The organism is Peptococcus simiae (assembly GCF_046097595.1).
In the GTDB taxonomy this organism is placed as follows: Bacteria; Bacillota; Peptococcia; order Peptococcales; family Peptococcaceae; genus Peptococcus; species Peptococcus simiae.
This window is the reverse complement of the sequence record NZ_JBJUVG010000003.1, coordinates 132,538-154,146: the sequence shown is the minus strand read 5'-3', so window position 1 is coordinate 154,146 and position 21,609 is coordinate 132,538. Positions and strand designations below refer to the sequence as shown.

Annotated in this window: 27 protein-coding genes, 1 tRNA gene and 1 other RNA gene; 6 read left to right on the top strand and 23 right to left on the bottom strand. The window is 53.6% G+C overall.

Annotated elements, in window-relative coordinates; translation table 11 throughout:
• Positions 1-93: 93 nt before the first annotated feature.
• The 12 genes from atpC to ACKQTC_RS03810 all read right to left on the bottom strand — a co-directional run bounded on the left by atpC (position 94) and on the right by ACKQTC_RS03810 (position 8,588).
• Positions 94-504, bottom strand: a complete 411-nt coding sequence (gene atpC / locus ACKQTC_RS03865; RefSeq protein ID WP_408977112.1) for an ATP synthase F1 subunit epsilon — start codon at positions 502-504, stop codon at positions 94-96.
• Positions 505-512: 8 nt separating this feature from the next.
• Entirely contained in the window at positions 513-1,946 is a 1,434-nt protein-coding gene (gene atpD, locus ACKQTC_RS03860) for a F0F1 ATP synthase subunit beta (RefSeq protein WP_408977111.1), read from the bottom strand.
• An 18-nt stretch (positions 1,947-1,964) separates the two neighbouring features.
• A complete protein-coding gene (atpG, locus tag ACKQTC_RS03855; protein ID WP_408977110.1) occupies positions 1,965-2,843 on the bottom strand; it encodes an ATP synthase F1 subunit gamma in 879 nt (292 codons plus the stop codon).
• Between the two features lie 14 nt (positions 2,844-2,857).
• Positions 2,858-4,372, bottom strand: coding sequence for a F0F1 ATP synthase subunit alpha (gene atpA / locus ACKQTC_RS03850; RefSeq protein ID WP_408977109.1), 1,515 nt, complete (start codon positions 4,370-4,372; stop codon positions 2,858-2,860).
• Complete coding sequence (gene atpH, locus ACKQTC_RS03845; protein ID WP_408977108.1) at positions 4,369-4,935, bottom strand: ATP synthase F1 subunit delta; 567 nt, start codon at positions 4,933-4,935, stop codon at positions 4,369-4,371. Before atpH ends, atpA begins: the two co-directional genes overlap by 4 nt.
• The gene (gene atpF / locus ACKQTC_RS03840; RefSeq protein WP_408977107.1) at positions 4,932-5,426 is read right to left on the bottom strand and encodes a F0F1 ATP synthase subunit B; all 495 of its coding nucleotides are present in this window, start codon (positions 5,424-5,426) and stop codon (positions 4,932-4,934) included. Before atpF ends, atpH begins: the two co-directional genes overlap by 4 nt.
• A 54-nt stretch (positions 5,427-5,480) precedes the next feature.
• A complete protein-coding gene (atpE, locus tag ACKQTC_RS03835; RefSeq protein ID WP_408977106.1) occupies positions 5,481-5,717 on the bottom strand; it encodes an ATP synthase F0 subunit C in 237 nt (78 codons plus the stop codon).
• 48 nt (positions 5,718-5,765) lie between these two features.
• The gene (gene atpB / locus ACKQTC_RS03830; RefSeq protein WP_408977105.1) at positions 5,766-6,473 is read right to left on the bottom strand and encodes a F0F1 ATP synthase subunit A; all 708 of its coding nucleotides are present in this window, start codon (positions 6,471-6,473) and stop codon (positions 5,766-5,768) included.
• 4 nt (positions 6,474-6,477) lie between these two features.
• Positions 6,478-6,738: a hypothetical protein gene (locus ACKQTC_RS03825; RefSeq protein WP_408977104.1), complete on the bottom strand. Its 261-nt coding sequence runs from the start codon at positions 6,736-6,738 to the stop codon at positions 6,478-6,480.
• Positions 6,735-7,040, bottom strand: a complete 306-nt coding sequence (locus ACKQTC_RS03820) for an AtpZ/AtpI family protein (RefSeq protein ID WP_408977103.1) — start codon at positions 7,038-7,040, stop codon at positions 6,735-6,737. Before ACKQTC_RS03820 ends, ACKQTC_RS03825 begins: the two co-directional genes overlap by 4 nt.
• Before the next feature lie 79 nt (positions 7,041-7,119).
• Complete coding sequence (gene wecB / locus ACKQTC_RS03815; protein WP_408977102.1) at positions 7,120-8,262, bottom strand: non-hydrolyzing UDP-N-acetylglucosamine 2-epimerase; 1,143 nt, start codon at positions 8,260-8,262, stop codon at positions 7,120-7,122.
• Positions 8,259-8,588, bottom strand: coding sequence for a MazG-like family protein (locus ACKQTC_RS03810; RefSeq protein WP_408977101.1), 330 nt, complete (start codon positions 8,586-8,588; stop codon positions 8,259-8,261). The genes wecB and ACKQTC_RS03810 overlap by 4 nt, the downstream gene beginning before the upstream one ends.
• A gap of 213 nt (positions 8,589-8,801) precedes the next feature.
• Here ACKQTC_RS03810 and ACKQTC_RS03805 point away from each other — a divergent pair, with 213 nt between their 5' ends.
• Positions 8,802-9,287, top strand: a complete 486-nt coding sequence (locus ACKQTC_RS03805) for a deoxycytidylate deaminase (RefSeq protein WP_408977100.1) — start codon at positions 8,802-8,804, stop codon at positions 9,285-9,287.
• 52 nt (positions 9,288-9,339) lie between these two features.
• Here ACKQTC_RS03805 and ACKQTC_RS03800 read toward each other — a convergent pair whose 3' ends face one another.
• The 6 genes from ACKQTC_RS03800 to ACKQTC_RS03775 form a co-directional block, all read right to left on the bottom strand.
• Positions 9,340-10,068, bottom strand: coding sequence for a hypothetical protein (locus ACKQTC_RS03800; RefSeq protein WP_408977099.1), 729 nt, complete (start codon positions 10,066-10,068; stop codon positions 9,340-9,342).
• Positions 10,069-10,624: 556 nt separating this feature from the next.
• Positions 10,625-11,377, bottom strand: a complete 753-nt coding sequence (locus ACKQTC_RS03795; protein ID WP_408977098.1) for a sigma-70 family RNA polymerase sigma factor — start codon at positions 11,375-11,377, stop codon at positions 10,625-10,627.
• 16 nt (positions 11,378-11,393) lie between these two features.
• On the bottom strand, positions 11,394-11,774 hold the full coding sequence (locus tag ACKQTC_RS03790; RefSeq protein ID WP_408977097.1) for an ATP-binding protein: 381 nt from the start codon (positions 11,772-11,774) through the stop codon (positions 11,394-11,396).
• On the bottom strand, positions 11,752-12,171 hold the full coding sequence (locus ACKQTC_RS03785; RefSeq protein WP_408977096.1) for a sirohydrochlorin chelatase: 420 nt from the start codon (positions 12,169-12,171) through the stop codon (positions 11,752-11,754). The genes ACKQTC_RS03790 and ACKQTC_RS03785 overlap by 23 nt, the downstream gene beginning before the upstream one ends.
• Entirely contained in the window at positions 12,164-12,400 is a 237-nt protein-coding gene (locus ACKQTC_RS03780) for a PspC domain-containing protein (protein ID WP_408977095.1), read from the bottom strand. Before ACKQTC_RS03780 ends, ACKQTC_RS03785 begins: the two co-directional genes overlap by 8 nt.
• 90 nt (positions 12,401-12,490) lie before the next feature.
• The gene (locus tag ACKQTC_RS03775; protein WP_408977094.1) at positions 12,491-12,706 is read right to left on the bottom strand and encodes a PspC domain-containing protein; all 216 of its coding nucleotides are present in this window, start codon (positions 12,704-12,706) and stop codon (positions 12,491-12,493) included.
• A 95-nt stretch (positions 12,707-12,801) separates the two neighbouring features.
• Here ACKQTC_RS03775 and ACKQTC_RS03770 point away from each other — a divergent pair, with 95 nt between their 5' ends.
• A complete protein-coding gene (locus ACKQTC_RS03770) occupies positions 12,802-13,158 on the top strand; it encodes a hypothetical protein (RefSeq protein ID WP_408977093.1) in 357 nt (118 codons plus the stop codon).
• A 28-nt stretch (positions 13,159-13,186) separates the two neighbouring features.
• On the opposite strand, the gene ACKQTC_RS03765 is transcribed toward ACKQTC_RS03770, so the two are convergent.
• Positions 13,187-13,819: a hypothetical protein gene (locus ACKQTC_RS03765; protein WP_408977092.1), complete on the bottom strand. Its 633-nt coding sequence runs from the start codon at positions 13,817-13,819 to the stop codon at positions 13,187-13,189.
• A 71-nt stretch (positions 13,820-13,890) separates the two neighbouring features.
• Positions 13,891-14,808: a ketopantoate reductase family protein gene (locus tag ACKQTC_RS03760; protein WP_408977091.1), complete on the bottom strand. Its 918-nt coding sequence runs from the start codon at positions 14,806-14,808 to the stop codon at positions 13,891-13,893.
• Positions 14,809-14,936: 128 nt separating this feature from the next.
• Here ACKQTC_RS03760 and ffs point away from each other — a divergent pair.
• Positions 14,937-15,201, top strand: an RNA gene (ffs, locus tag ACKQTC_RS03755) — signal recognition particle sRNA large type.
• A gap of 95 nt (positions 15,202-15,296) precedes the next feature.
• Here ffs and ACKQTC_RS03750 read toward each other — a convergent pair.
• On the bottom strand, positions 15,297-16,751 hold the full coding sequence (locus ACKQTC_RS03750; protein ID WP_408977090.1) for an SLC13 family permease: 1,455 nt from the start codon (positions 16,749-16,751) through the stop codon (positions 15,297-15,299).
• 200 nt (positions 16,752-16,951) lie between these two features.
• Here ACKQTC_RS03750 and ACKQTC_RS03745 point away from each other — a divergent pair, with 200 nt between their 5' ends.
• From ACKQTC_RS03745 to ACKQTC_RS03735, 3 genes are read left to right on the top strand one after another with little or no spacing between them, the layout of a single operon-like run.
• Complete coding sequence (locus ACKQTC_RS03745) at positions 16,952-17,500, top strand: helix-turn-helix domain-containing protein (RefSeq protein WP_408977089.1); 549 nt, start codon at positions 16,952-16,954, stop codon at positions 17,498-17,500.
• An 18-nt stretch (positions 17,501-17,518) separates the two neighbouring features.
• Positions 17,519-19,885: a glycyl radical protein gene (locus tag ACKQTC_RS03740; protein ID WP_408977088.1), complete on the top strand. Its 2,367-nt coding sequence runs from the start codon at positions 17,519-17,521 to the stop codon at positions 19,883-19,885.
• Positions 19,857-20,792, top strand: coding sequence for a glycyl-radical enzyme activating protein (locus tag ACKQTC_RS03735; RefSeq protein ID WP_408977087.1), 936 nt, complete (start codon positions 19,857-19,859; stop codon positions 20,790-20,792). Before ACKQTC_RS03740 ends, ACKQTC_RS03735 begins: the two co-directional genes overlap by 29 nt.
• A 149-nt stretch (positions 20,793-20,941) precedes the next feature.
• Here ACKQTC_RS03735 and ACKQTC_RS03730 read toward each other — a convergent pair.
• A tRNA-Ser gene (locus tag ACKQTC_RS03730) sits at positions 20,942-21,030 on the bottom strand.
• A gap of 196 nt (positions 21,031-21,226) precedes the next feature.
• Complete coding sequence (locus ACKQTC_RS03725; RefSeq protein ID WP_408977086.1) at positions 21,227-21,490, bottom strand: hypothetical protein; 264 nt, start codon at positions 21,488-21,490, stop codon at positions 21,227-21,229.
• Between the last annotated feature and the right edge of the window lie 119 nt (positions 21,491-21,609).

Here is a 21,609-nt window from a genome sequence, read left to right as displayed (position 1 = left end):
CTACCTACTCTATTTTTATACTTTTCCTTACAGTAAAAATCTAAATAATAAAAAAGCGTCTCTGCTGGTGGCTGAGACGCTTAATATATGCATTTATCCGTGGCGGTATTCGCTCATTTTGAGACGGGCATTGGCCCGAGCCAGGGCGGCTTCCGCCCGGACGCGGTCTGAGTGCTCGCCTTCTTTGAGGTGGGCAATGGCACGGTTTCTGGCTTCTTCAGCCCGCTTGAAGTCGATTTCAGAGCTGGTTTCTGCAGCCAGGGCCATGATGCTCACGGTGTTGTCGTTTACTTCGACAAAGCCGCCGGATACGAAGATGACGTTTTCCTGGCCATCTACGGTATAGCGGACCACTTGTGGGATTAAGGCGGCCAACGTCGGTGCGTGGTTGGCCATGAAGCCCATTTCACCATTGGTTGAGGTGACGACCACCAGATCGCAGTCCACATTCAAGGCAACGCCGCGCGGCGTAACCACGTCAAGGTGTATCTTGTTCTCCGCCATAATACCTCCTAGGCCAGGCCTTCTTGCCGCATCCGCTCGGCTTTAGCAACAGCGTCATCAATGGTGCCGACCATCAGGAAGGCCTGTTCAGGTAGGTCATCATGTTTGCCGTCTAAAATTTCGCGGAAGCCCCGTAGGGTTTCTTCCAGGGGGATGTATTGACCGGGGTTACCGGTGAATTGTTCTGCAACAAAGAAGGACTGGGACAAGAACCGTTCAATCCGCCGAGCCCGGGCAACGATAAGTTTTTCTTCATCGGATAGTTCGTCCATCCCCAGGATGGAGATAATGTCCTGGAGTTCCCGGTATTCCTGGAGGACTTCCTGGACGCCCCGGGCCACTTCATAGTGGTCTTCCCCAACAATCCGGGGGTCCAGAATCCGTGAGGTGGAGGCCAAGGGGTCAACGGCAGGGTAGATCCCCTTTTCAGAAATGGACCGTTCCAGGACGGTGGTGGCATCCAGGTGGGCGAAGGTAGTTGCCGGAGCGGGGTCGGTCAAGTCGTCGGCAGGGACGTAAACGGCCTGAACGGAGGTGATGGACCCCTTATCGGTGGAGGTAATCCGCTCCTGCATGGTCCCCATTTCTGTAGCCAGGGTTGGCTGGTAACCGACGGCGGAAGGCATCCGGCCTAAGAGGGCGGATACTTCTGACCCGGCTTGGGTGAAGCGAAAGATATTATCAATGAATAAGAGCACGTCCTGGTTTTGTTCATCCCGGAAATATTCCGCAACGGTCAGCCCGGTCAGGGCGATCCGCATCCGGGCCCCGGGGGGCTCGTTCATCTGGCCGAAAACCAGGCTGGTCTTGTCGATAACGCCACTTTCGCGCATTTCAACCAGGAGGTCTTTCCCTTCCCGGGTCCGTTCGCCGACCCCGGCAAAGACGGAGTAGCCCCCGTGTTCATAGGCGATGTTCCGAATTAACTCCTGGATGAGGACGGTTTTCCCAACGCCGGCCCCACCGAAGAGGCCGGTCTTGCCCCCCTTAACATAGGGGCAAAGGAGGTCAATGACCTTAATCCCGGTTTCCAGGATTTCCTGAGAGGGGTTTTGCTCAACATAGGACGGGGCCTTGCGGTGGATGGGCCAGCGGGTTTCGCTTTCAACCGGCCCGGCTTCATCGATGGGGTCCCCGACAACATTCATCAACCGGCCCAGGGTGCCGTCACCGACAGGGACGGTAATGGGGTTGCCTTCATCGGTAACCACCATCCCCCGGACTAGGCCGTCGGTTGATTCCATTGCGATTGAGCGGACGACGTTACCGCCCAAATGCTCGGCCACTTCCAAAACGACTTTAAATTCGCTTCCCGTCTTTTTGTCTTCAGGCTGCTCATCGGAGGAAATATGCAGAGCATTATTGATACCCGGCAGCTGACCGCTAGGGAATTCTACGTCAACAACTGGACCGACTAACTTAATAATCTTTCCTTGATTCAAATTGCTTCCTCCTTACTCCTAACCCAGGGCATCGGCACCGGCCACAATTTCTGTAATTTCATTGGTAATGGCCGTTTGACGCGCTCGGTTATAGGTGATTTCCAGTGTAGCCAAAAGATCTGTGGCGTTATCCGTGGCGGCGGTCATGGCCGTCATCCGGGCACCATGTTCCCCAACCTTGGCATCCACCAGGGCGGCGTAAAGCTGGTTGGACAGGTACATCGGCAGCAAGGCCTCCAGAATCTCGGCGGCATTGGGTTCAAAAATATAATCATCGGTATAGGGGGCATCCTTCTGCTCCCCACTCATTTCATCTGTGTCAAAGGGTAGGACCTTGACCGCTACAGGCGTTTGGCTCATAGCGGACTTAAATTGCTGGTAAATGACGGTCACCTCGTCATAGTAGCCGGTCCCATAGGCTTCTATGATGTGGTTGGTGAGTTCATTGGAATCACTGATCTCCGGCACATCTGCCGTTTCCAGCGCTGCTAAGTCAATGGTATAACCGCGCTTTTTGAAGAAATCGGTTGCTTTCCGGCCAACAGCAATAATGCCGATAGCGGCCCCCCGGGCCTCTGCGGCCTGGACCTGGTCCAGGGCAAAGTTGAGGAGGTTGCTGTTGTAGCCGCCGGCCAAGCCCTTGTCTGAGGCAAAGATGACAAAGCCGGCTTTTTTGACCTCCCGCTGGTCTAAAAGAGGGTGGTCAAAAATCTGCCCACTGGCCTGGGCCACCTGGGCAATGACCTGCCGCAGCTTATTCCGGTATTGCTCTCCGGCGCCCACAAAGACTTGTGCACGACGCAATTTGGACGCAGAAACCATTTTCATGGCGGAGGTGATTTGGCGCGTATTGGTGATACTCGTCATGCGCCTTTTTATTTCTCTGGTTTTCGCCATGGTCTGCCCCCTTTCTAAACGGAGAAGCCTTCTTTAAAGGATGTAATCGCATCTTTCAGGGCTTGTTCCGTTTCTTCCGGCATCTGGCCCGTTTCGCGAATGACCTTCAAGACCGTATCGGCTGTCTGGCCACCCTTCATGTAGCTTAATAGTTCGTGTTCAAACCTTGCCAGCTCGTCTACCGGGATGTCATCAACATAGCCCCGGCTGACAGCATAAATAGCGACTACCTGGTCTTCAACCGGCATGGGGCTATACTGCTTTTGCTTGAGGAGTTCGGAAATCCGTTCCCCCCGAGCCAGGGTGGCCTTGGTGGCTTCATCCAGGTCACTACCGAACTGGGCAAAGGCCTTCAGTTCATTGTATTGGGCCAGGTCAATCCGGAGGTTCCCGGCGATTTTCTTCATGGCCTTGATTTGAGCGGACCCACCAACCCGGGATACGGAAATCCCAGCGTTAATAGCCGGCCGCATCCCGGCATAGAAGAGGTCTGTTTCCAGGAAGATCTGCCCGTCGGTAATGGAAATGACGTTAGTCGGTATATAGGCAGATACGTCTGAGGCCTGGGTTTCGATAATGGGCAGGGCGGTCATCGACCCGCCGCCGTACTTGTCTTCCAGCTTAGCTGCCCGTTCCAAAAGGCGGGAGTGCAGGTAGAAAACGTCCCCGGGGTAGGCTTCCCGTCCCGGCGGCCGGCGGAGCAGCAAGGAGATTTCCCGGTAGGCGACGGCCTGTTTGGACAGGTCATCGTAAACGATGAGGACGTCTTTGCCGTTAAACATAAACTCTTCGCCCATGGCCGCCCCGGCATAGGGGGCCAGGTAGAGCATGGGGGCCGGTTCGGCAGCGGTTGCTGCGACCACGATGGTGTAGTCCATAGCCCCAAAGCTTTCTAATTGGCTTACAACGTTGGCCACAGTAGAGGCTTTTTGCCCAATGGCCACGTAGATACAAATGACATCTTCATTGCGCTGGTTGATAATGGTATCAATCGCGATGGCTGTTTTCCCGGTTTGCCGGTCACCGATAATGAGTTCCCGTTGGCCGCGGCCGATGGGTACCAGGGCGTCAATGGCCTTTAAGCCCGTCTGCAGGGGCTCGTTGACCTCTTTCCGGGTGATAACCCCGGAGGCCACATTTTCTACCGGCCGGGTTTTATCCGTATCCAGGGGGCCCTTGCCGTCAATCGGTTCGCCGATGGCGTTAACCACCCGCCCAATCAGGGCTTCACCGACGGGCACTTCAACGATCCGCCCGGTCCGCTTGACCGGGTCGCCGTCTTTGATATGGCTAAAGTCCCCTAAAATAATACAGCCGATATTGTCTTCTTCCAAGTTCTGCGCCATGCCTTGCACGCCGCCGGGGAATTCAAGGAGCTCATTGACCATGGCATTTGATAGGCCGTGCACGCGCGCAATCCCGTCACCAACCTCAATAACAGTACCCACTTCGGAGGTTTCAACAGCCTGATCGTAATCGCGGATTTGTTCTTTTAATATTGAACTAATTTCATCTGGTCTGATGCTCAATTGTCCCTCACCTCCGTCTTCTTATACCCCTGCACCAAGTCCCGACGCAGGGCTTCCAATTTAGCCTTTGCAGAGTTGTCGATAATATAGTCGCCATACTGGACCCGGATACCGCAAATGAGGTCCGGATTCACAGTGACATGCAGGCGGACCTGCTTTTGGCTGGCCTGGGCCAGGCCTTCTCTGACCCGGTCAAGGGCCTGGTCATCTAGGGGAAAGGCCGTTTCCAAGTCCATATCGACAATACCCTTGGCTTCATCCATCAGGGTGACAAAGGCTTCATGAATATCAAAAATATAGTCGGTGCGAGATTTATCCACCAGGAGCAACAGAAAATGTAAAATATCTTCACTAACTGTGTCATCAAAAATCTGACGCACCACCGCTTTTTTGTCAACATTCGAGAACTGGACGCCGGTATAGACAGCGGCCAGGTCTTCATTCTTATGCAGGGTGTCCACCACCAGGTCAAGGTCTTGGGCGATGGCTTCCTGCTCTTCCGGTAAGTCCGAAAGGATCATTAAGGCGCGGGCGTAGCGGTTGGCGAGTTTACTGTCTCTCATTTTGCTATCCCCGCACTTATTTCTTCTGCAATAAATTGATCCAGGACCTGTTCATGCTCGGCCTGGCTAACCTCTCTTTTGAGCACACTTTCGGCAGCATCAATCGCAATATTGGCTACTTCTGCCTTGAGGCGCTGGGCGGCCTGTTCTGTTTCACGAGCGATGTCTGCTTTGGCGCGTTCATTCAGCCGGGTGATTTCCGCCCTTGCTTCTGCAATTAAATCGGTGCGGTTTTTCTCACCCAGTTCGGTGGCTTCGTTGATGATGGCCTGGGCCTTAGTATTGGCTTCCTTGAGCTCGACTTCATACTGCCGTTTGAGCTCACCGGCTTCCTCGCGCGCACGTTCCGCTTCGCTTAAGTTCTGATCGATTTCCGCTTTGCGGGCCTCCAGCATATTGAAGACCGGCTTGTATAGGAAAACCTTCAAAATCGCCAGCAGGACGAAAAAGTTGACTATAGCGGCAATAATTTGCGGTAAGGATATTTGCAACGAAAACCCTCCTTTCTGCTCACGCTAAAACTGATCCAGTCTCTTAAAAATCGCTTAACCGATTTTGGTGAAGAGCATGAAAGCGATCAAGAGCGCGTAAATAGCAGCTGCTTCCATGAAGGCTAGACCGATGATGAGGGTCGTACGAATGGTGCCGGCCAGTTCCGGTTGACGTGCCATAGATTCTGCCGCATGACCGGTGGCAATCCCTTGCCCGATCCCTACACCAAGTGAAGCCAGCCCGAGGGCCAGGCCCATACCAATTGCAATTAAACCCATTGTCAGTTCCATGTAATACATCCTCCTTAAAATAAAAATGATCTGTCTGCGCGGAAGGGCCTAGTGGCCTTCCCGGTTAGATGCTTCTTCCCAGTAAATACATGCCAGCAGGGTAAATACATACGCCTGGATGGCGCCGAATAGGATAGATAAAGCATACATCGGCAGTGGTAAGAAAAAGGGTAAAATACCGAAAAGCACACCGATGATCATTTCTTCCCCGAAAATATTGCCGTAAAGACGAATGGCCAGGGAAAGCGGCCGGGTAATCATTTCCAGCAGGTTCATGGGTAACATCGGTGTTAAGAAGAAATGTTTGATAAAAGCCATCCGTCCATCCATAAAGCCGATGACAAAGTACCCGACGATAACGATGATTGCCAACCCTGCCGTAACAGATAAGTTGGCGGTGGGCGCAATGTACCCGGGTATGTGCATGCCGGATAACGGCAAAAGGCCAATATAGTTCGAGCATAAAATCATAATGAAAAAGGTCATCAGGAAAGGGCCATACCGCTTGGCGCGGGTCTCTCCCATAATATCGACGACAATTCCGTGCAGTAATTCGACAATCGTTTCCAGGATATTTTGCAGGCCTGTGGGGTGTTTGCGCATCTGGCGAGTGCCAATAAAGCAAACCACCGCTAAGCACAAAATAATCACCCACATGGTGACCATATCACTGGAAATAAACCACTGATCATTGCCGGCAAGAATTTGCGGCGCCCCCATCTCTTCTGCAGCATAGGCCGGCTTTGCTAAAAACATAACTTCACCCCTTTTTGCGCCAAATATACGTCAAGAAATAAATTGGATCAACTGTTAGCCCAATAGCCGCTGCTACCATCGCCGACAGTTGAAAGTGCATAGCGAAGAGAACGCCGATATCCAACAAAATACGCACAACCAGTACCAAGGCGGTACCGGCTCGCAAGGGCTGGTTCATGAAAAAGCGCTCCGTCAAAAATATCTTGATGGCAGAGGCAGCTAGGCCAAGCAAAAAGCCCATCACGATGCCTGTTGTCGTAGTCACTTCGTCTCCCCCTTCTTGGCTGGGTCATCGGGTCTTCGGCCGGATGCAAGCCCTTCTTCAAAGTGGGTCAATTCCCGGATTAAAATACGGAAGCCCGAAATCACCGCAATGATGATTCCCAGGGCGGTAAAAACAAAGTATGTTCCGATTTTTCCGTCAATCCACTGTCCCAGGTGCCACATGATAAAGAGTGAGGCACCCAGGGTAACGCCGAAGGATAGGGCCACATTAAAGGCACGAAACCAGACAGAATCAGACCCGGGACGACGAGGCGGCTTGGGCCGCCAGTTTCCGTTGGTCATGACACCCTCCTGCTAATCTTCACAATTATATCAAAAGCCCTGTAGGCATGCAAACAACAGGGCGGAAGCGCACCAGGCTTTAGGCCCAGGGGTCCGGCCGGTCATTCAGGCCGAAATGGTGACCCAGGGCTTGTAAAATCCGGGCACAGGCTGCCCCATCCCCGTAAGGGTTGATGGCATGCTTCATGGCCGCATAAGCTGCCGGGTCGGTTAAGAGTTCGGCGGCGGCCGCGTAAATGGGCCCTTCCTGGGTACCAACCAGGCGGACGGTACCGGCTTCGACGGCTTCGGGCCGTTCAGTGGTATCCCGTAAGACCAGGACCGGCTTGCCTAAGGAAGGCGCCTCTTCCTGGAGGCCACCGGAATCGGTTAAAATCAGGTCCATCCGGTTCATCAGGTGGACGAAGGGTTCGTAATCCAAGGGTTCCATGAAGACCACCCGGTCGTGACCGCCCAGCACTTCCTCAACCACAGCCCGCACTTTCGGGTTCTTGTGCATGGGGAAGAAAAGGGTGGTATCAGGAAAGTCTTCCAGAAGGCGGACCAGGGCGGCAAAAATCCGGTGCATGGGGTCCCCCAGGTTTTCCCGGCGGTGGGCCGTTAGAAGGAGCTTGCGGCCCGGCTGGGCCAGGGCTTCCTTGACCGGTCCCTCCGGAAAGCTATAGGGACGATCCAGGATGGTATTCAAGGCATCAATAACCGTATTACCGGTGGTGTAGATATGGTCTTCTGCGACCCCTTCAGCCAGGAGGGCGGCCCGGGCGCCGGCCGTCGGGGCCAGGTGAACCGCAGAAAGGACAGCTGTCAGCCGGCGGTTTCCTTCTTCCGGGAAGGGGGCGTACATATTGCCACTGCGTAAGCCGGCCTCTACATGGGCCACCGGCACCCCCTGGTAGTAGGCGGCCAGGGCCCCGGCAAAGGTGGTCGTGGTGTCACCATGGACCAGGACCATATCCGGTTGGACCTCGGCAATAACCCCTTCCAGGCCCCGAATCACCGCACAGGTGATATCCGTCAGGCTCTGGCCGGGCTTCATAATATTCAGGTCGTAGTCCGGTTGAATGTGAAAGAGCGCCAGGACCTGGTCCAGCATTTCCCGGTGCTGGGCGGTTACCACCACCACCGGTTCAAAGGCATCATGCCGCTCACAGGCCTTGACCAGCGGGGCCATCTTAATGGCTTCCGGCCGGGTTCCGAAAACAAACATGAGGCGTTTTGTCATTGGCCATCCCCCTTATCCATGGTTAAGTAGCCCTTGCGTAGGAGTTTTTCAATATGGGCCTCCAGCGCCTGGGCGATATCTACGTCATATTGTTCTTCTAGGACATACATCATCGAGACAGCGGTTTGGGCCACATCCAATAATTCTGAGGCAATGGCCCCTTGAATTTCTTTATCCGTATAACTGGACCGTTCGCCGGACAGGCCCCGGTACTTGCCAATGGCCTGGGCCAGCTCACCGGTTTCTTCCATGAGCTTTAGGGCTGTTGATTCTAAATTCGGGCTCAAGCCGTTTAATCTAGGTAGGGCAATCACTTTCTGATCCATGCTATCCCCCCATTTATAATATTAGCCAGATTAATTCCTATTATACGGAAGAAAAGCGTCTAGAACAACCGGCCTGTGAAAAAATGTGCAAGAAATCCCCACTTACAGGAAAGGGCAGGCCCCTGCGGCCAGACCGGGTAAAAGCCCTCGCCGGCAAGAGAAAACCTTGTCCCCGGCCGGTGGCCGTGATAGGATAAGCACGAGGTGAAAAGTATGTTAGAACGTCCGGACTGGGACAGTTATTTTATGGATATTGTACAAATTATAAAGACGCGGTCATCCTGCATCCGCCGGCAGGTGGGGGCTCTCTTGGTCAAGGACCACCGAATCATCACCACCGGCTACAACGGGGCCCCGGCCGGCATGGCCCATTGCGGTGACCTGGGGGGCTGTCTCCGGGTCAAGATGGGCTTTCCCTCCGGGGCCGGCCACGAATACTGCCGGGCCCTGCACGCTGAGCAAAACGCCATCATCCAGGCCGCCATTATGGGGGTATCTATCAGTGGGGCCACCCTCTACTGCACCGACTCCCCCTGCACCCTATGCGCCAAAATGCTCATCGGCGTCGGCGTGACCCGGGTGGTTTTTCTGGGAGCCTACCCGGACAAGCTGGCCATGGATTTATTCGCCGAGGCCGGCATTCCCCTGGAACAATACGACCCTGAGACCCGGCAGGCCACGGCCTACCAGCCGAAATAAAGAAGCGGCGTATCAAATAATCAAAATCATTTGATACGCCGCTAAGCAGTAACTACCAAGCCTCGCCCCACGGAGCAAGAACTAAAGTAAGTATAGTTGTTTCCCCAGTGTTTCGATAGGTTACATTAACTTGTTGTCGAAGAGCAATTGTAGTGTAAGAAGTCCCTATTAACGCATATTCTGAAAACCCTGTACTATAAGTATAGCCACCATTCGGCCACCATTTTCGTGTTTGAAAAGATGTATTACTACTTGCGCATTTTGCCTGAGCAACATGGTTACTTAAAGTGATAGCATTTGGATAATCATTACGCCAATTACCTGTAATCTTCGTCATTAAAACATAGTTATAATTTTGTTTATAATAAAACCTTCCCCAAGATTTTACACGCCCCCCATTATCCCATATTTCACCCGTCTCTTCAGATAGACCTGCTCGTCTCAAATCTTCTGCAGTAAGGTCAACAGCTACATCCCGAAAGTAAATATCTTCACTCACCTTCGATAGCTTATCATAAGGTGTTTGTAGCATTTTAAGTTGTGGCGACGTATACGTTCTAAGAATCACTTTTTCATTAGTTTTTGGATTAATTAAATAAGCATTTGTGCTATTCATCTCTGCCTGATCTACATTACACAAATAATCATTTCGGTCAAGAATTTCTTCAGCAGAATATGTTTTTTCTAGAGGGTGACTATCTGTTCCAGCAAAAGCGGGCGTTGCTAAGAAAGCTGCAACAACGATAACAACACAGCATAAGATTCCCTTTCTTTTCATCATATAAACCTCCCTTAAATCAACCGAAAATAACTATTGCGAGTATTTATATTTTATAGTATTATTACAGAGTAGTCAATGATTCTTTTTCGAAAGAGTGATTTTATGAATAAGTGCTTAATAAAACAATTTTTATTGCTAATTATTTCTATACTAACTTTTCCACTTTTTCACTTGATTGCTCATCAGCCATTTCTTTTTTATGCAGTTCCCCCCATAACACTCATTTTTTTGAAGACTCTTTTGACCTTATTGCCATGGCTAATCATAGGAGTTTTAGCCGGCATCTGCCTACATCAAATTCATTTTATTATTTCAAACACTTTTATCATTGCTTTGAATGGACTAACCATTTGTTGTTTGATACTCTTACTAGCTTTACCTTTTATCTTTCAACAGGTAGCTCCTATAGATTTTTTTGGCCCTTTACCCGCAGATATAAGCCTTTATACCTTACAACAAGGATCTCAGTACCTGGTCTTTCTCTGCGCCCTCGTAGACACCCTCCAAGTCCTGGCCGGGCGACATAAAAAATAGACACGGTTGCCGTGTCTATTTTTTATGCCTGGGCTTCAGCTTTCATAAATTGGCGAATTTTATTCAGGGAGTTCTTCTCCAGCCGGGATACCTGCATTTGGCTGACCCCTAAAATATCGGCAATCTTGGTCTGGGTCAGGTCCTCCACATAGCGGTAATAGATAACCTGGCGTTCCTGCATGTCCAGGTGCTCCATGGCCTCTTTCAGGTCCCGCTTGAGCTCTACGGTATCCAGGTTGCCGTCTTCTTCACCCAGGTAGTTGGCCAGGGTATTGACGTTGCCGTCAGCATCTTCCTGGACAGACAGGGAGGTGGTTTGGGTCGCCCTTTTGGCTTCAATGGCATCGGCCACTTCCTGCTCTTCTACCCCAATCATCTTGGCGATCTGCCCGGTGGAAGGGGATTCACCGAAGTTCTGGTAGTATTCATTTTCCGCCTTGGTAATATAGGTGCTCATTTCCCTATACTTCCGGGGGATGGTGATCCGCCAGGTGTTGTCCCGGTAGTAGTTCATCAATTTGCCGCTAACGGTCCGGTAAGCGAAGGTTTTAAACCGGACGCCCTTTTCCGGGTCAAAACGGTCAATGGCCCCCAGCACAGCAATCCGGGCCACCTGCAACATGTCTTCCTTTTCCCACGGCAAATAGCATTGTGCTTGACACCAGTAGCGCACCAGCGGCTCCATATTTTCAATAATTTCCTCCAGCTTAGCATCACTGGGATCGGCCTTATAGTCATGCACTAATTTTTCTATATCTTTTCTGTTGTTTGCCATAGCAGTCTCCATTACATTAAACTAACCGCATCCGTAAGCGCATGTCCCGGGATTCTTCCCGGTATTCCAGGTCATCGCTTAAGGCCCGGACCAGGAATAACCCGCGACCGCTTTCCCTGGTGATTTCCGCTTCCAGGCACTTGTGACAACCCTCCAAGGCTTCACCTTGCCAGGGGGCCGTCTGCCGCACGCTTACCCGGACACCATCCGCTTCAAAGGAACAGGTCAGGGCCACAGCCCCTTGACTATGCAAGAGGGCGTTGCCCAGCAGTTCGTATAGGCATAGCTTCAAATCATTGAGCCGGTCCGGACAGGCGCCGGCGACGGCTGCCGCTGTTAGGACTTCATGGATGGAGGGGCGAATATCGCCAATATCATAAAGAAGGAGCACTCTCATCGGATCCGTCACCTCTTTTCGTCTGCTCATCTACCAGGCCAGTGACCCGCTTTTCAACAATCGTCGATAATAAGGGGTCGGCACCTAAGGGCGGGGCCAGGAAAAAGCCGGCATCCGGGTAAGTCTTCTTTAGATTGCTGATCATATCCGGTAGATGCTTGGCACAATGGGTCCCCATGGCTAAAAAGAGGGGGATGATATAAAAGGTTCGTACCCCTTGCTCATAAAGGGCAACCACCGATTCAGGCAGGGTCGGCTTGGCAAATTCTAAAAAAGCATGGGCAGTGACATATTCCGGATGGGCCCGGGCAAAGCGGGCCGCTGTTTCCGTAACGGTCGCCAGGCCTTCCCGGCGGCGGCTGCCATGCCCGAAAATCACCACACCCTGTTTATTCATAAGAATCCGCTTCCGTCGGTAAAATAATCGCTAAAATGATGTAGAGACCCAGGGCCCCCATCATCGTAACGCCGGGTAAAATAGCCGGCAGGAAAAAGCAGAGCCGGACCAGGCTCACATCCCAGCCGAAATGATTGGCCAAGCCCTGGCAGACCCCTTCCAGCTTAGCGCCCTCTTTAGCCTTACTCAATCTTTTCTTGCGGCCGGAGCCATTCCCTTCATAAGCCACTTGTCTCACCTCGTTTTAAGAATCTACTTGCTTATTTTGAAAGACCACAAGGACCGGGGCAGCCCCGGTATCCTCTCGGGTTTGCTTCAATTAAACGTCAATATAGCCTTCGTCCTCAGGAATCACAGCTGCCAGAACGGCATAAATAATCACCATACCAAAAAAAGGAATCGGCGGCAAAAAGGCCAGAAGGACAAAGCCCAGCCGGATATAGGATGCATCAATACCGAGAAACTCACTTAAGCCCTGGCAGACACCGGCAATTTTTTTGCCTTCCTTGACGCGACGTAATTTATTTAAACTCATGGTCAACCTCCATATTAAATGCTAGCAATTGAAAGCTAATCCGGCATCTAGTATAATGACAGCTAGTAACCCATCAGCTCAAAAGGAGATGTATTATGCGGATATTCCTATTTCTTATTTCCCTGATCATTGTGGCCGGGGCGGCCATCTTAGCCTACCTGGGTTTCAACGAAACCCTCCCCTTTGTCTACTACATGATTTCCAGCACCGCTCTAAGCGCCTGCCTGGCCTTGTTCCTGGGCCACTTTATGTACCGGACCTATGCCAATCGCAAGCGGGCCAAGGAAGCCGAACGGCTAAACGCCAGCCTGGAAAGTGAAAAGCGGGAGCTGGCCGCTCAACGCAACCAGCTCGAAAGCCGCTTAACGCGCTGTGGTACACCTTTGGGTGCTACTCAGGACCTAGACCCGGACTTGACCCAAAAAATCGCTATGACACCGCCGGAAGCTTAAGACAAAGACCGCCCACCGGGCGGTTTTTTTATGCCCGGGGGCCGGATACAAAGGGAATGAGGCCCCGGTCTAGGAGCACCAGCTTATTTTGCAGGCGACGGAAGAATTCCCGGCCCACCTGCCAGTGGCTCCGCAAGTAAACAATTTCATCATCATACAGGGGCTGGTCCTGGTGGACCTTTTCACGGATAATCGCCAGTTCATCCTGGTCGGCAATAATGCCATCCATGAAAATATAGCTTTCCCGCCGGGCATCTGCAGCCAGGAGTCTTTCCCACTCCATTTCAATGAGCTTGCTGAAGAGCCAGTAGCTCACAAAGGCCGTACAGACTTGAACCGCCCGGTCTGTATTAAAGACAGTGCCCTGTTGCAGGATGCGGGCAATGGCCTGCATATTGTCCAGGGTCCGGGCCTTGCTTTCAACAAAGACCGTCTCATCAATATGGCCTGTCCGGAGGCAGGCGTTGAATTTTTCAAGCATATCATCGTCATTTTGCTGGGTTATTAAGCGAGCGGGCCCCTCTTGCAGTTCTGCTAAGGCGAAGCCAGTTGCGATAGATGCCGTCAGCCAAAATGTACGCTCTGATGCAAACAGACTCTCTACGGATAGGCGGTCGCCTTGGCGTAGCGCCTTAAACCCCTCCATCATCGGTTGCGTCATTTTTGTCCACCTACTTTAACTTTAAAACTTACTTCTCTAAATACCCTCCCCCGGCAGCCCACAAACTGGACTTATTCTAATTCCTTATTTTTAGCCGTCAAAATATGGTAGAGCCAGTCATTGACCGGCGCAGACATTTCATGCTTTTCAGCGAGCTTGCAAACCGTACCGCTAAAGAGCTCAACCTCTGTCGGTCGACCGGCCTCCAGGTCTTGGAGCATGGAGGGCTTGCCGTCAGCGGCAAAGCCATCGGCCACGCCTAGCCAGCCCTTAAGGTCGTCCTCTGTCAGGTCCACCCCTTCAGCCTTGGCCAGGGGGAGGACTTCCCGCATGGCCTGGACCATTTGGTCCCGGGCCTCGCCCTGTTTTTGGATGACCCCGTAGCCATCGCCGTAAACGCTGACCACCTGGTTAAGCCCCACGTTAAACATAAACTTATTCCAAAGCTGGCGGCGGGCATCTTCCGGTAACTCAATGGCGATATCAACCCGGCGGAAAAAGTCGACCAGGTCTTGCAGCCGGTCTTCCTGCCCTGCTGACCGGACCCCCAGGGCCAGTTGGCCGGCCCGGCTATAGTGCATGGTATGCCCCTGGCGGGTGGCGTCCATGCCCTGGGCGACACAGTAAAGGACCTGGTCATCGCCAAAGGCTTCTGCTAAGTCCTCTTCGCTGGCGATCCCGTTCAAAATAGAAATAATCGTCGTATGGTCGTCAATAAAGGGCTTCATTTCTTTGATGGCACCGGCCAAAGCCTGGTACTTGACCGCAAAGATGGCCAGGTCCAGGGCCTCACCCGCCGCCGGTGCCGTGACAAAGTTCAGCTGCAGGGGCTTATCATTCACAATAAAGTCTGCCTCAGCGTAGCTTTTCAGCCGCGTCTTGTCTACAATGACATTTAACTGGCCTTCCGGTAACCGGTCAGCCATTTGAGAAGCCAGCAGCATACCCATGGCCCCCATGCCGATGATACCGACTGTTTCAATTGCCATTTACATCACTCCCAAATGATTTAACTTTGGCTTAATTATAACTCACTTTTCCACCTTTTACCACAAAAGCCCACCCGGGATAAAAGGCCTTCTTGCAAAAACAGCCCCAGACCTGTATAATAGAAAAACCGCACTAGGTGGGGCGCTAGCGGTGCCCTGTTACCTGCAATCCGCTATAGCAGGACTGAGGCCGACCCGCGGGAAGTAATTTTAAGGTCTGGCGATCATTAAGTAGTGATGACAGTCGGGTCCGACGCAATATGTCCCTGTGAACCTTGTCAGGTCCGGAAGGAAGCAGCAATAAGCAGGTCCACATATGTGCCGCCGGGGTGCCTGGCTCGAGCCGGCTGGTGGTTTGCCGCTTGGGAGCGTTTTTCAATGGTCGGTGTGCGGCTACATATCATCAAATCGCCCTTGTGGGCGATTTTTTTATATTTGCGCAAAAAAGCCGTACCTAGCTCCTTGGAGGATGCAGGTACGGCTTCTCATTAACTGCCGAAAACCAACCGGGCCAGGGGTAGGCCCACCAGCATGGTGACAAAAACACTCCACAGGGTCATGGAAACGGCATAAAGGTAGACATGGCGGCCGCTAATCCACTCCCTGTTCCCATGCAGGAGGGCCGCATGGGGCGAGGCCACCGGGGTGATGACCGCGACAAAAACGCTCATGGTGACCAGGGTCACCGGGACGAGGGGGTTAAAGTCGCCACCGGCAGACAGGGCATGAATCAGGGGCATGAGGACCACCCCCATGGCTGCATTATTACCAAAGTTGGTAATGACGGTCCCGCTCAAGACACCCAGGAGGCTAAAGACTGCCAGAGACCGGCCGCCTAAAACCGGGTAGAGGACGTCATGGAAGTAGTCCGTCACCCCGGTCCCTTCGCTGCAAAGGGCGCCGGCCACAAAGAGGGCGGCCATAACCAGGAAGACAATCCCCCACTGAATCTGGGCAGCTGCCTGCTTAAAGTTCAAAAGGGGCTTGCCCTCAACCCGGACGGCAATCATCACCGTTACAATGAGGACCATAACCCCGGACGAGCCAAGGGCCTGTAGGAAAGCGGTTAATGCCCAGGTCTTGGGCATGATACTGGGCAGGAACATCAGTAAAATACTCATGCACAAGACCCCCAGGAGGACCCTCTGCCGGCGGTTCATTTGGTGGAGGTCCAGGGCATCAAAGTAGGCCTGTAAGTCAATATTTTTAAGCTTCTCGGTATCCGGCCTGAAGATGACCCGCATGGCCAGGAGGTAACCGGCCAGCATGACGAGCGTGGTCGGTATAACGACCGCCATATAGAGGGCATTATCCATGACCTGGCCGGAAGCGGCCGCATAAGACCGTAATATGGCCAGGGCCGGCCCTTTAAAGGGGAAGGTGGCAAAGCCTAAAATACTGGCATAGACCACCCCAAAGATCATCAAAGAGGTGTAGCGGTCGGCAATGGTATAGCCCACCGACCGGAGGATGCTGTATAAGATGGCCCACATGAGCAGGATGGTCGCCGTCCCGCTGGTAGAGGCCGAAAGCACATAGGTGGCAAATAAGAAAATCGCACTAAAAGCCCAGGGCCGGCCCTTGACGATGGGCAGGCTTAAAAAGAACTTGGAAATATGGTTGGCCACCCCTTCATTTTCAATAGGCACCAGCATGGCCATAATAAGCAGGAGCTGCCAGACCACATCATTACCCATGGCCTGCATAATAGCCTCAGAAACGGTGGCGTAGTCGGTAAAGCCCATGGCCAAGATCCCGGCCAGGCTGGGCCAAATGGTCCCGACCGTTGACCAGCCGTAGATGAGGGCAATAAAAATGCCTAAAATTTGCATCCCCAGGGGCGTGATGGTCCCCGGCGCCGGCAGTAGGGAAAAGCCAAACATAATCCCCAGGGTGACCAGGCTATTGACCAAATAGGCCCAGTTTTTCTTTTGATTCGTCAAGCAAATACCTCCTTCATCATTCACAGCAATAAAAATAAGTACCGTTTCAGTGTAAAGGAAGAAAAATACCAGGTCAATTGGCCGCTAGAGGGTCAGTTAATTGTCTGAATTTATTGACATGGGTCCCCTTCTTTGCTAATCTATACGTACGTTATAGCGTACGCTGTTTTGCGGTTAAACTTTTTTATTTAGGAGGCCCTATGAACGATCCTTTCCCCTTTCTTGGTGACAGGCTCAAGGCCCTGCGCAAGGACCGGAGCCTAAGCCTGGCCGCTGCCAGCGACCTGTGTAATGTCTCCAAAACCATGCTAGGCCAAATCGAGCGGGGCGAATCGACCCCGAGCATCACCACCTTATGGAAAATTGCCGGCGGCTTCAAAGTATCTTTTGCCTCCCTCCTGGCCGATGACAGTGACCGCTACCTCCAGGTGGCCATCGGCCAGGAAGAGGTCCTCACTGAAGCCGATGGGGCGGTCCGGCTCTGTCCTGTCTTTCCCTTTGCACCGGAAACCGGTTTCGATTATTTCTACGTCACCATGGCCCCCGGCACGGGCTATACCTCTACCGCCCATCCCAATGCCAGGTACGAGCACATCATTGTCACCCAGGGGACCCTGACCCTCATCTGTCACGGTCAGCCCCACCGGTTAAAGGCCCCGACAGGCTTCCGCTTTGTCCCCTCGGGCAGCCACCAATACATCAACGAAACGGAAGAAACCCTTGTTTTTCAAGATATCATGTCTTACTGAGTCCTAAAGGAGGTCCCTATGCTATCTGATCGCATCCGTCAAGCCAAAGACAACTACATCAACACCATGCCCCATATTTCCATTGAACGGGCTCGGATTTGGACCGAATCCCACCAACGGACCGAAGGCATGGCCACCCCCATCCGCCGAGCCATGGCCTTTAAGGATACCTGCGAAGAATTGGGGGTCTACATCTTTGAAGGGGAGCTGATTGTCGGCGCCCTGGGTGAATACCGGAAGTGCGGCGTTCTGACCCCGGAATTTTCCTGGTCCTGGGTTGACCGGGAAATGGACCGCTTCGCCGAACGCCCCCAAGACCCCTATGCCATTGAGCCGGAGCAAAAAGACTACTTACGCAAGCACGTCTTCCCCTACTGGGCCGGCAAGAGCCTGGAGGAAGCCTTTTTAAACCAGGTCGACCCGGAAGCCGCCAAGGTCACCGTCGATACCTCCATCGTCGACAACGACTCCAAGTGGCGGCAGTCTGTCGGGGAAATCACCCCGGACTACCAGGAGGTCCTCTTTGTCAAGGGCTTTGGCGGCATTATCCGGGAGGCCAAGGCCAAGCTGGAAAGCCTCTCTGCTACCCGGGCCGAGGACTTGGACAAGATGACCTTTTACCGGTCCATTATCCTCACAGCTGAAGGGATTATCCGCCTGGCCAACCGCTATGCCGACCAGGCCGAGACCCTGGCCAAAGACGCCGGCGGCGCCCGCCGAGAAGAGCTCCTGACCATCGCCGCCAACTGCCGCCGGGTGCCGGAACACCCGCCCACCACCTTCTGGGAGGCCCTCCAGTTTGTCTGGTTTACCCAGCTGGGCGGGATCTTAGCCGAAAACCCCCTGGCCCTGAACCCGGGCCGGTTTGACCAGTACACCTTCCCCTATTATGAAAAAGACGTCGCCGCCGGCCGACTCACGGAAGACTGGGCCCTGGAACTCATCGAGTCTCTCTGGCTCAAGATGTCGGAATGGGTCTGGACCATTTCTTCAAATACAGCCGACTTCTTTGCCGGCTACAACCAGTTCCAAAACCTCACCGTCGGCGGTAAGGACCGCCAGGGCCAGGACGCCACCAATGCCGTCTCCTATCTGGCCCTCAAGGCCACCGGCGAATTGCAAACCCACCAGCCCGGCCTATCGGTCCGGCTCCACCAGGATGCCCCCCAGGCCTTTGTCAATGCGGTGACCGACCTGGTCGCCCTGGGCACCGGTTTCCCGGCCATCCACAATGATGAAGTCGGTTACAAGATGCTCCTAAACAATGGCATTTCACCGACAGATGCCCGGGACTGGAATAACTGCGGCTGCGTGGTCCCCCACTTCCGCAAGGTCAGTGAATGGACCTCAGCCGTCAACCTCAATATCCCTGCCGCCCTGGAATTTGCCCTAACCGGCGGCAAACTCCGGCTGACCGGGGAAAAAAAGGGGATTTCCGACAAAAGCCTGCCGGACTACGCCAGCTATGCTGACCTGGAAGCGGCCTTCTTTGCTGAATTTGACCGGCTGGTCGCCCTGTCCGTATCCAATACCCTCCTGGCCCAGAAGCTCCACCGGGACCAGGCCCCCCGTCCCTTCCTGTCCGCCACCTTAGGCGCCTGCCTGGAAAATGGCCGGGACCTGGTCGACTGTGGGGCGGAATACAATGTGGGCCCGGTCATCACCTCCATGGGGATTGCCGTCTGCGCCAATGCCCTCTATGCCATCAAGCACCTGGTCTTTGATGAAAAGACCGTCTCGGCCGAGGACCTCCACCAGGCCCTGGAAGCCGATTGGGCCGGCTATGAAGTCCTCCGGCAAAAGATCCTCAACCTACCCAAGTATGGCAACAACATCGATGAAGTAGACCGGATTGCCGTTAAAATCGCCAACCACCAGTATGAGGCCATCAACAGCTATAAGGACATCAATGGAAATGCCTTTAAGTCTGCCTTTATGGGGATTTCCAACTACCTACCCACCGGGAAAATCCTAGGGGCTACACCGGATGGTCGCCATGCCCGGGCCCCGATTTCCGAAGGGGTCTCCCCCTATGCAGGGACCGACCAGTCCACCCCCCTGGCCGCCATGCGGAGCGCCGCCAAGCTCAACCAGGACGTCCATTCCGGTGGGACCCTTATGAACCTCCGGATGAGCCCCAGCCTGGTCAACAATCCCCGGGGTCGGGCCAACCTGGGCCATATGATCAAGAGTTTCTTTAACCTGGGCGGCTTCCATGTCCAGTTCAATACCGTCTCCAACGAGACCCTCTACGCTGCCCAGAAAAACCCGGAAAACTACCGGGACCTCCTCGTCCGCGTGGCCGGCTATTCCACCCAATTTGTGAACCTGTCCCGGTCTATGCAGGATGCCATCATTGACCGGAATAGCCATGACAGCTTCTAAACCGACCACCGGCCCCCTCTATGGCTACCTGACCAATATCCAGCATTTTTCCGTCCATGATGGCGATGGCATCCGGACCACCTTTTTCTTTGCCGGCTGCCCCCTGGCCTGCCGCTGGTGCGCCAACCCGGAAACGGCCAGCCTGAAAAAGGCCATCCTCTTCTACCCGGATAAGTGTCAGGCCTGCCAGGCCTGCCGGGCCGTCTGCCCCTATCCCGGAGGCTTAGACCTCAGCCGGGCCCAGGACCGGGCCCGGTGCCAAGGCTGCGGCCTTTGTGCCACCGCCTGCCCGACAGGCGCCCGCCGGCCAACCATCTCGGCCTACACCGTCGACGACCTGGTCCAGGCCGTCCTCCCCTACCAGTCCTTTTTCACCGCTTCCGGCGGGGGCGTGACCTATTCCGGTGGCGAATGCACCGGTCAGGCGGCTTTCTTAGACCGGTTAAGCCAACGCTTCTACGACCTGGCCATCAGCCAGGCCATGGAAACCTGTGGCTACTTTGACTTTGACCGCCTCTGGCCGACCCTGGCCCGGCTGGACCTGGTCTTCTTCGACCTCAAGCACATGGACCCGGCCCGGCACCGCCAGCTGACCGGCCTGGACAACCGCCTAATCCAGGACAACTTTAAGCGGCTGGCCGCCCGGCATCCCAGGGTCATCGTCCGAATCCCCCTCTTGCAGGGGGTCAATGATGACCCGGACCATATCCGCCGGCTGGCCCAGTTTGTGGCCCAATACGCCCAGGACCCGGCCATTGACCTCCTCCCCTACCACGCCCTGGGACGGGACAAGGCCCAGGCCCTGGGCCAGGACCAGCCCCTCTACCAGGCCCCTGACCCATCCCATATCCAGACCCTCAAGGCGGTCATCCGGCAGGCCGGCTGCGACCCTGTGACAGATGCCTAGCTTTCGGCCTACGCCTCAAACGTTAGATTAAAACCCTTTACTGGGCCACCGTCCAACCGGTGGCCTTTTTTTATACCTGCCCCTGGCTGGGCCCCTTATTTTTGAACAAAAAAAGACCCCGATCCGGAATATCCCGGATCGGGGGTAGACGGAGAGAGAGGGATTCGAACCCTCGATACGGTTTCCCGTATACACGATTTCCAGTCGTGCTCCTTCAGCCAAGCTCGGACATCTCTCCAAGTGAAAAGCCGATATTAAGTATATCGGAAGATGGAACAAATGTCAATAAAGTTTAGCCTTATTTTTACGATTTCTCTGAACTGGCCCCTAAGGCTTGTCCTTTTTGTATAAAGGGCTGCCTTGGTCTTGTCCCTCATCCATAGCCCATAAAAAAACGGACGGGTGAAGGGCCCTGTCCTCCAGCCGCCACCAGGTCAGCCCAGCAGGCTGTAGCCAATCCCCATAATTAGGAAAAAGCTAAGGGCCAGGAGGCCATTTAAAAAGGCAAATAAAATATTCTTATGAAAAATCGAGCCAACCAAGCCTACAAGCCCAAGCAAGGGGCAAATGACAAGGCTGGTGAAGCCGATGGGCCGGAAGGCCCCTATCCAGGCCTCTTTAAAAATAAAGCTGACCACCAGGGCTGCTAGGCCAAGGACTAGGGTCCATCTTTCTACATTTTTGCCGACTGTTCTCATGCCAACAACCTCCTTTCAGGGAATTATAGCACAGATTGCTCTTAAAGGGATCCCTTTTGCGCAAGCTTGACTAGCAGATTTTTTTACCAGGGCAAAATAAAAAACCACCGGAGACCCGG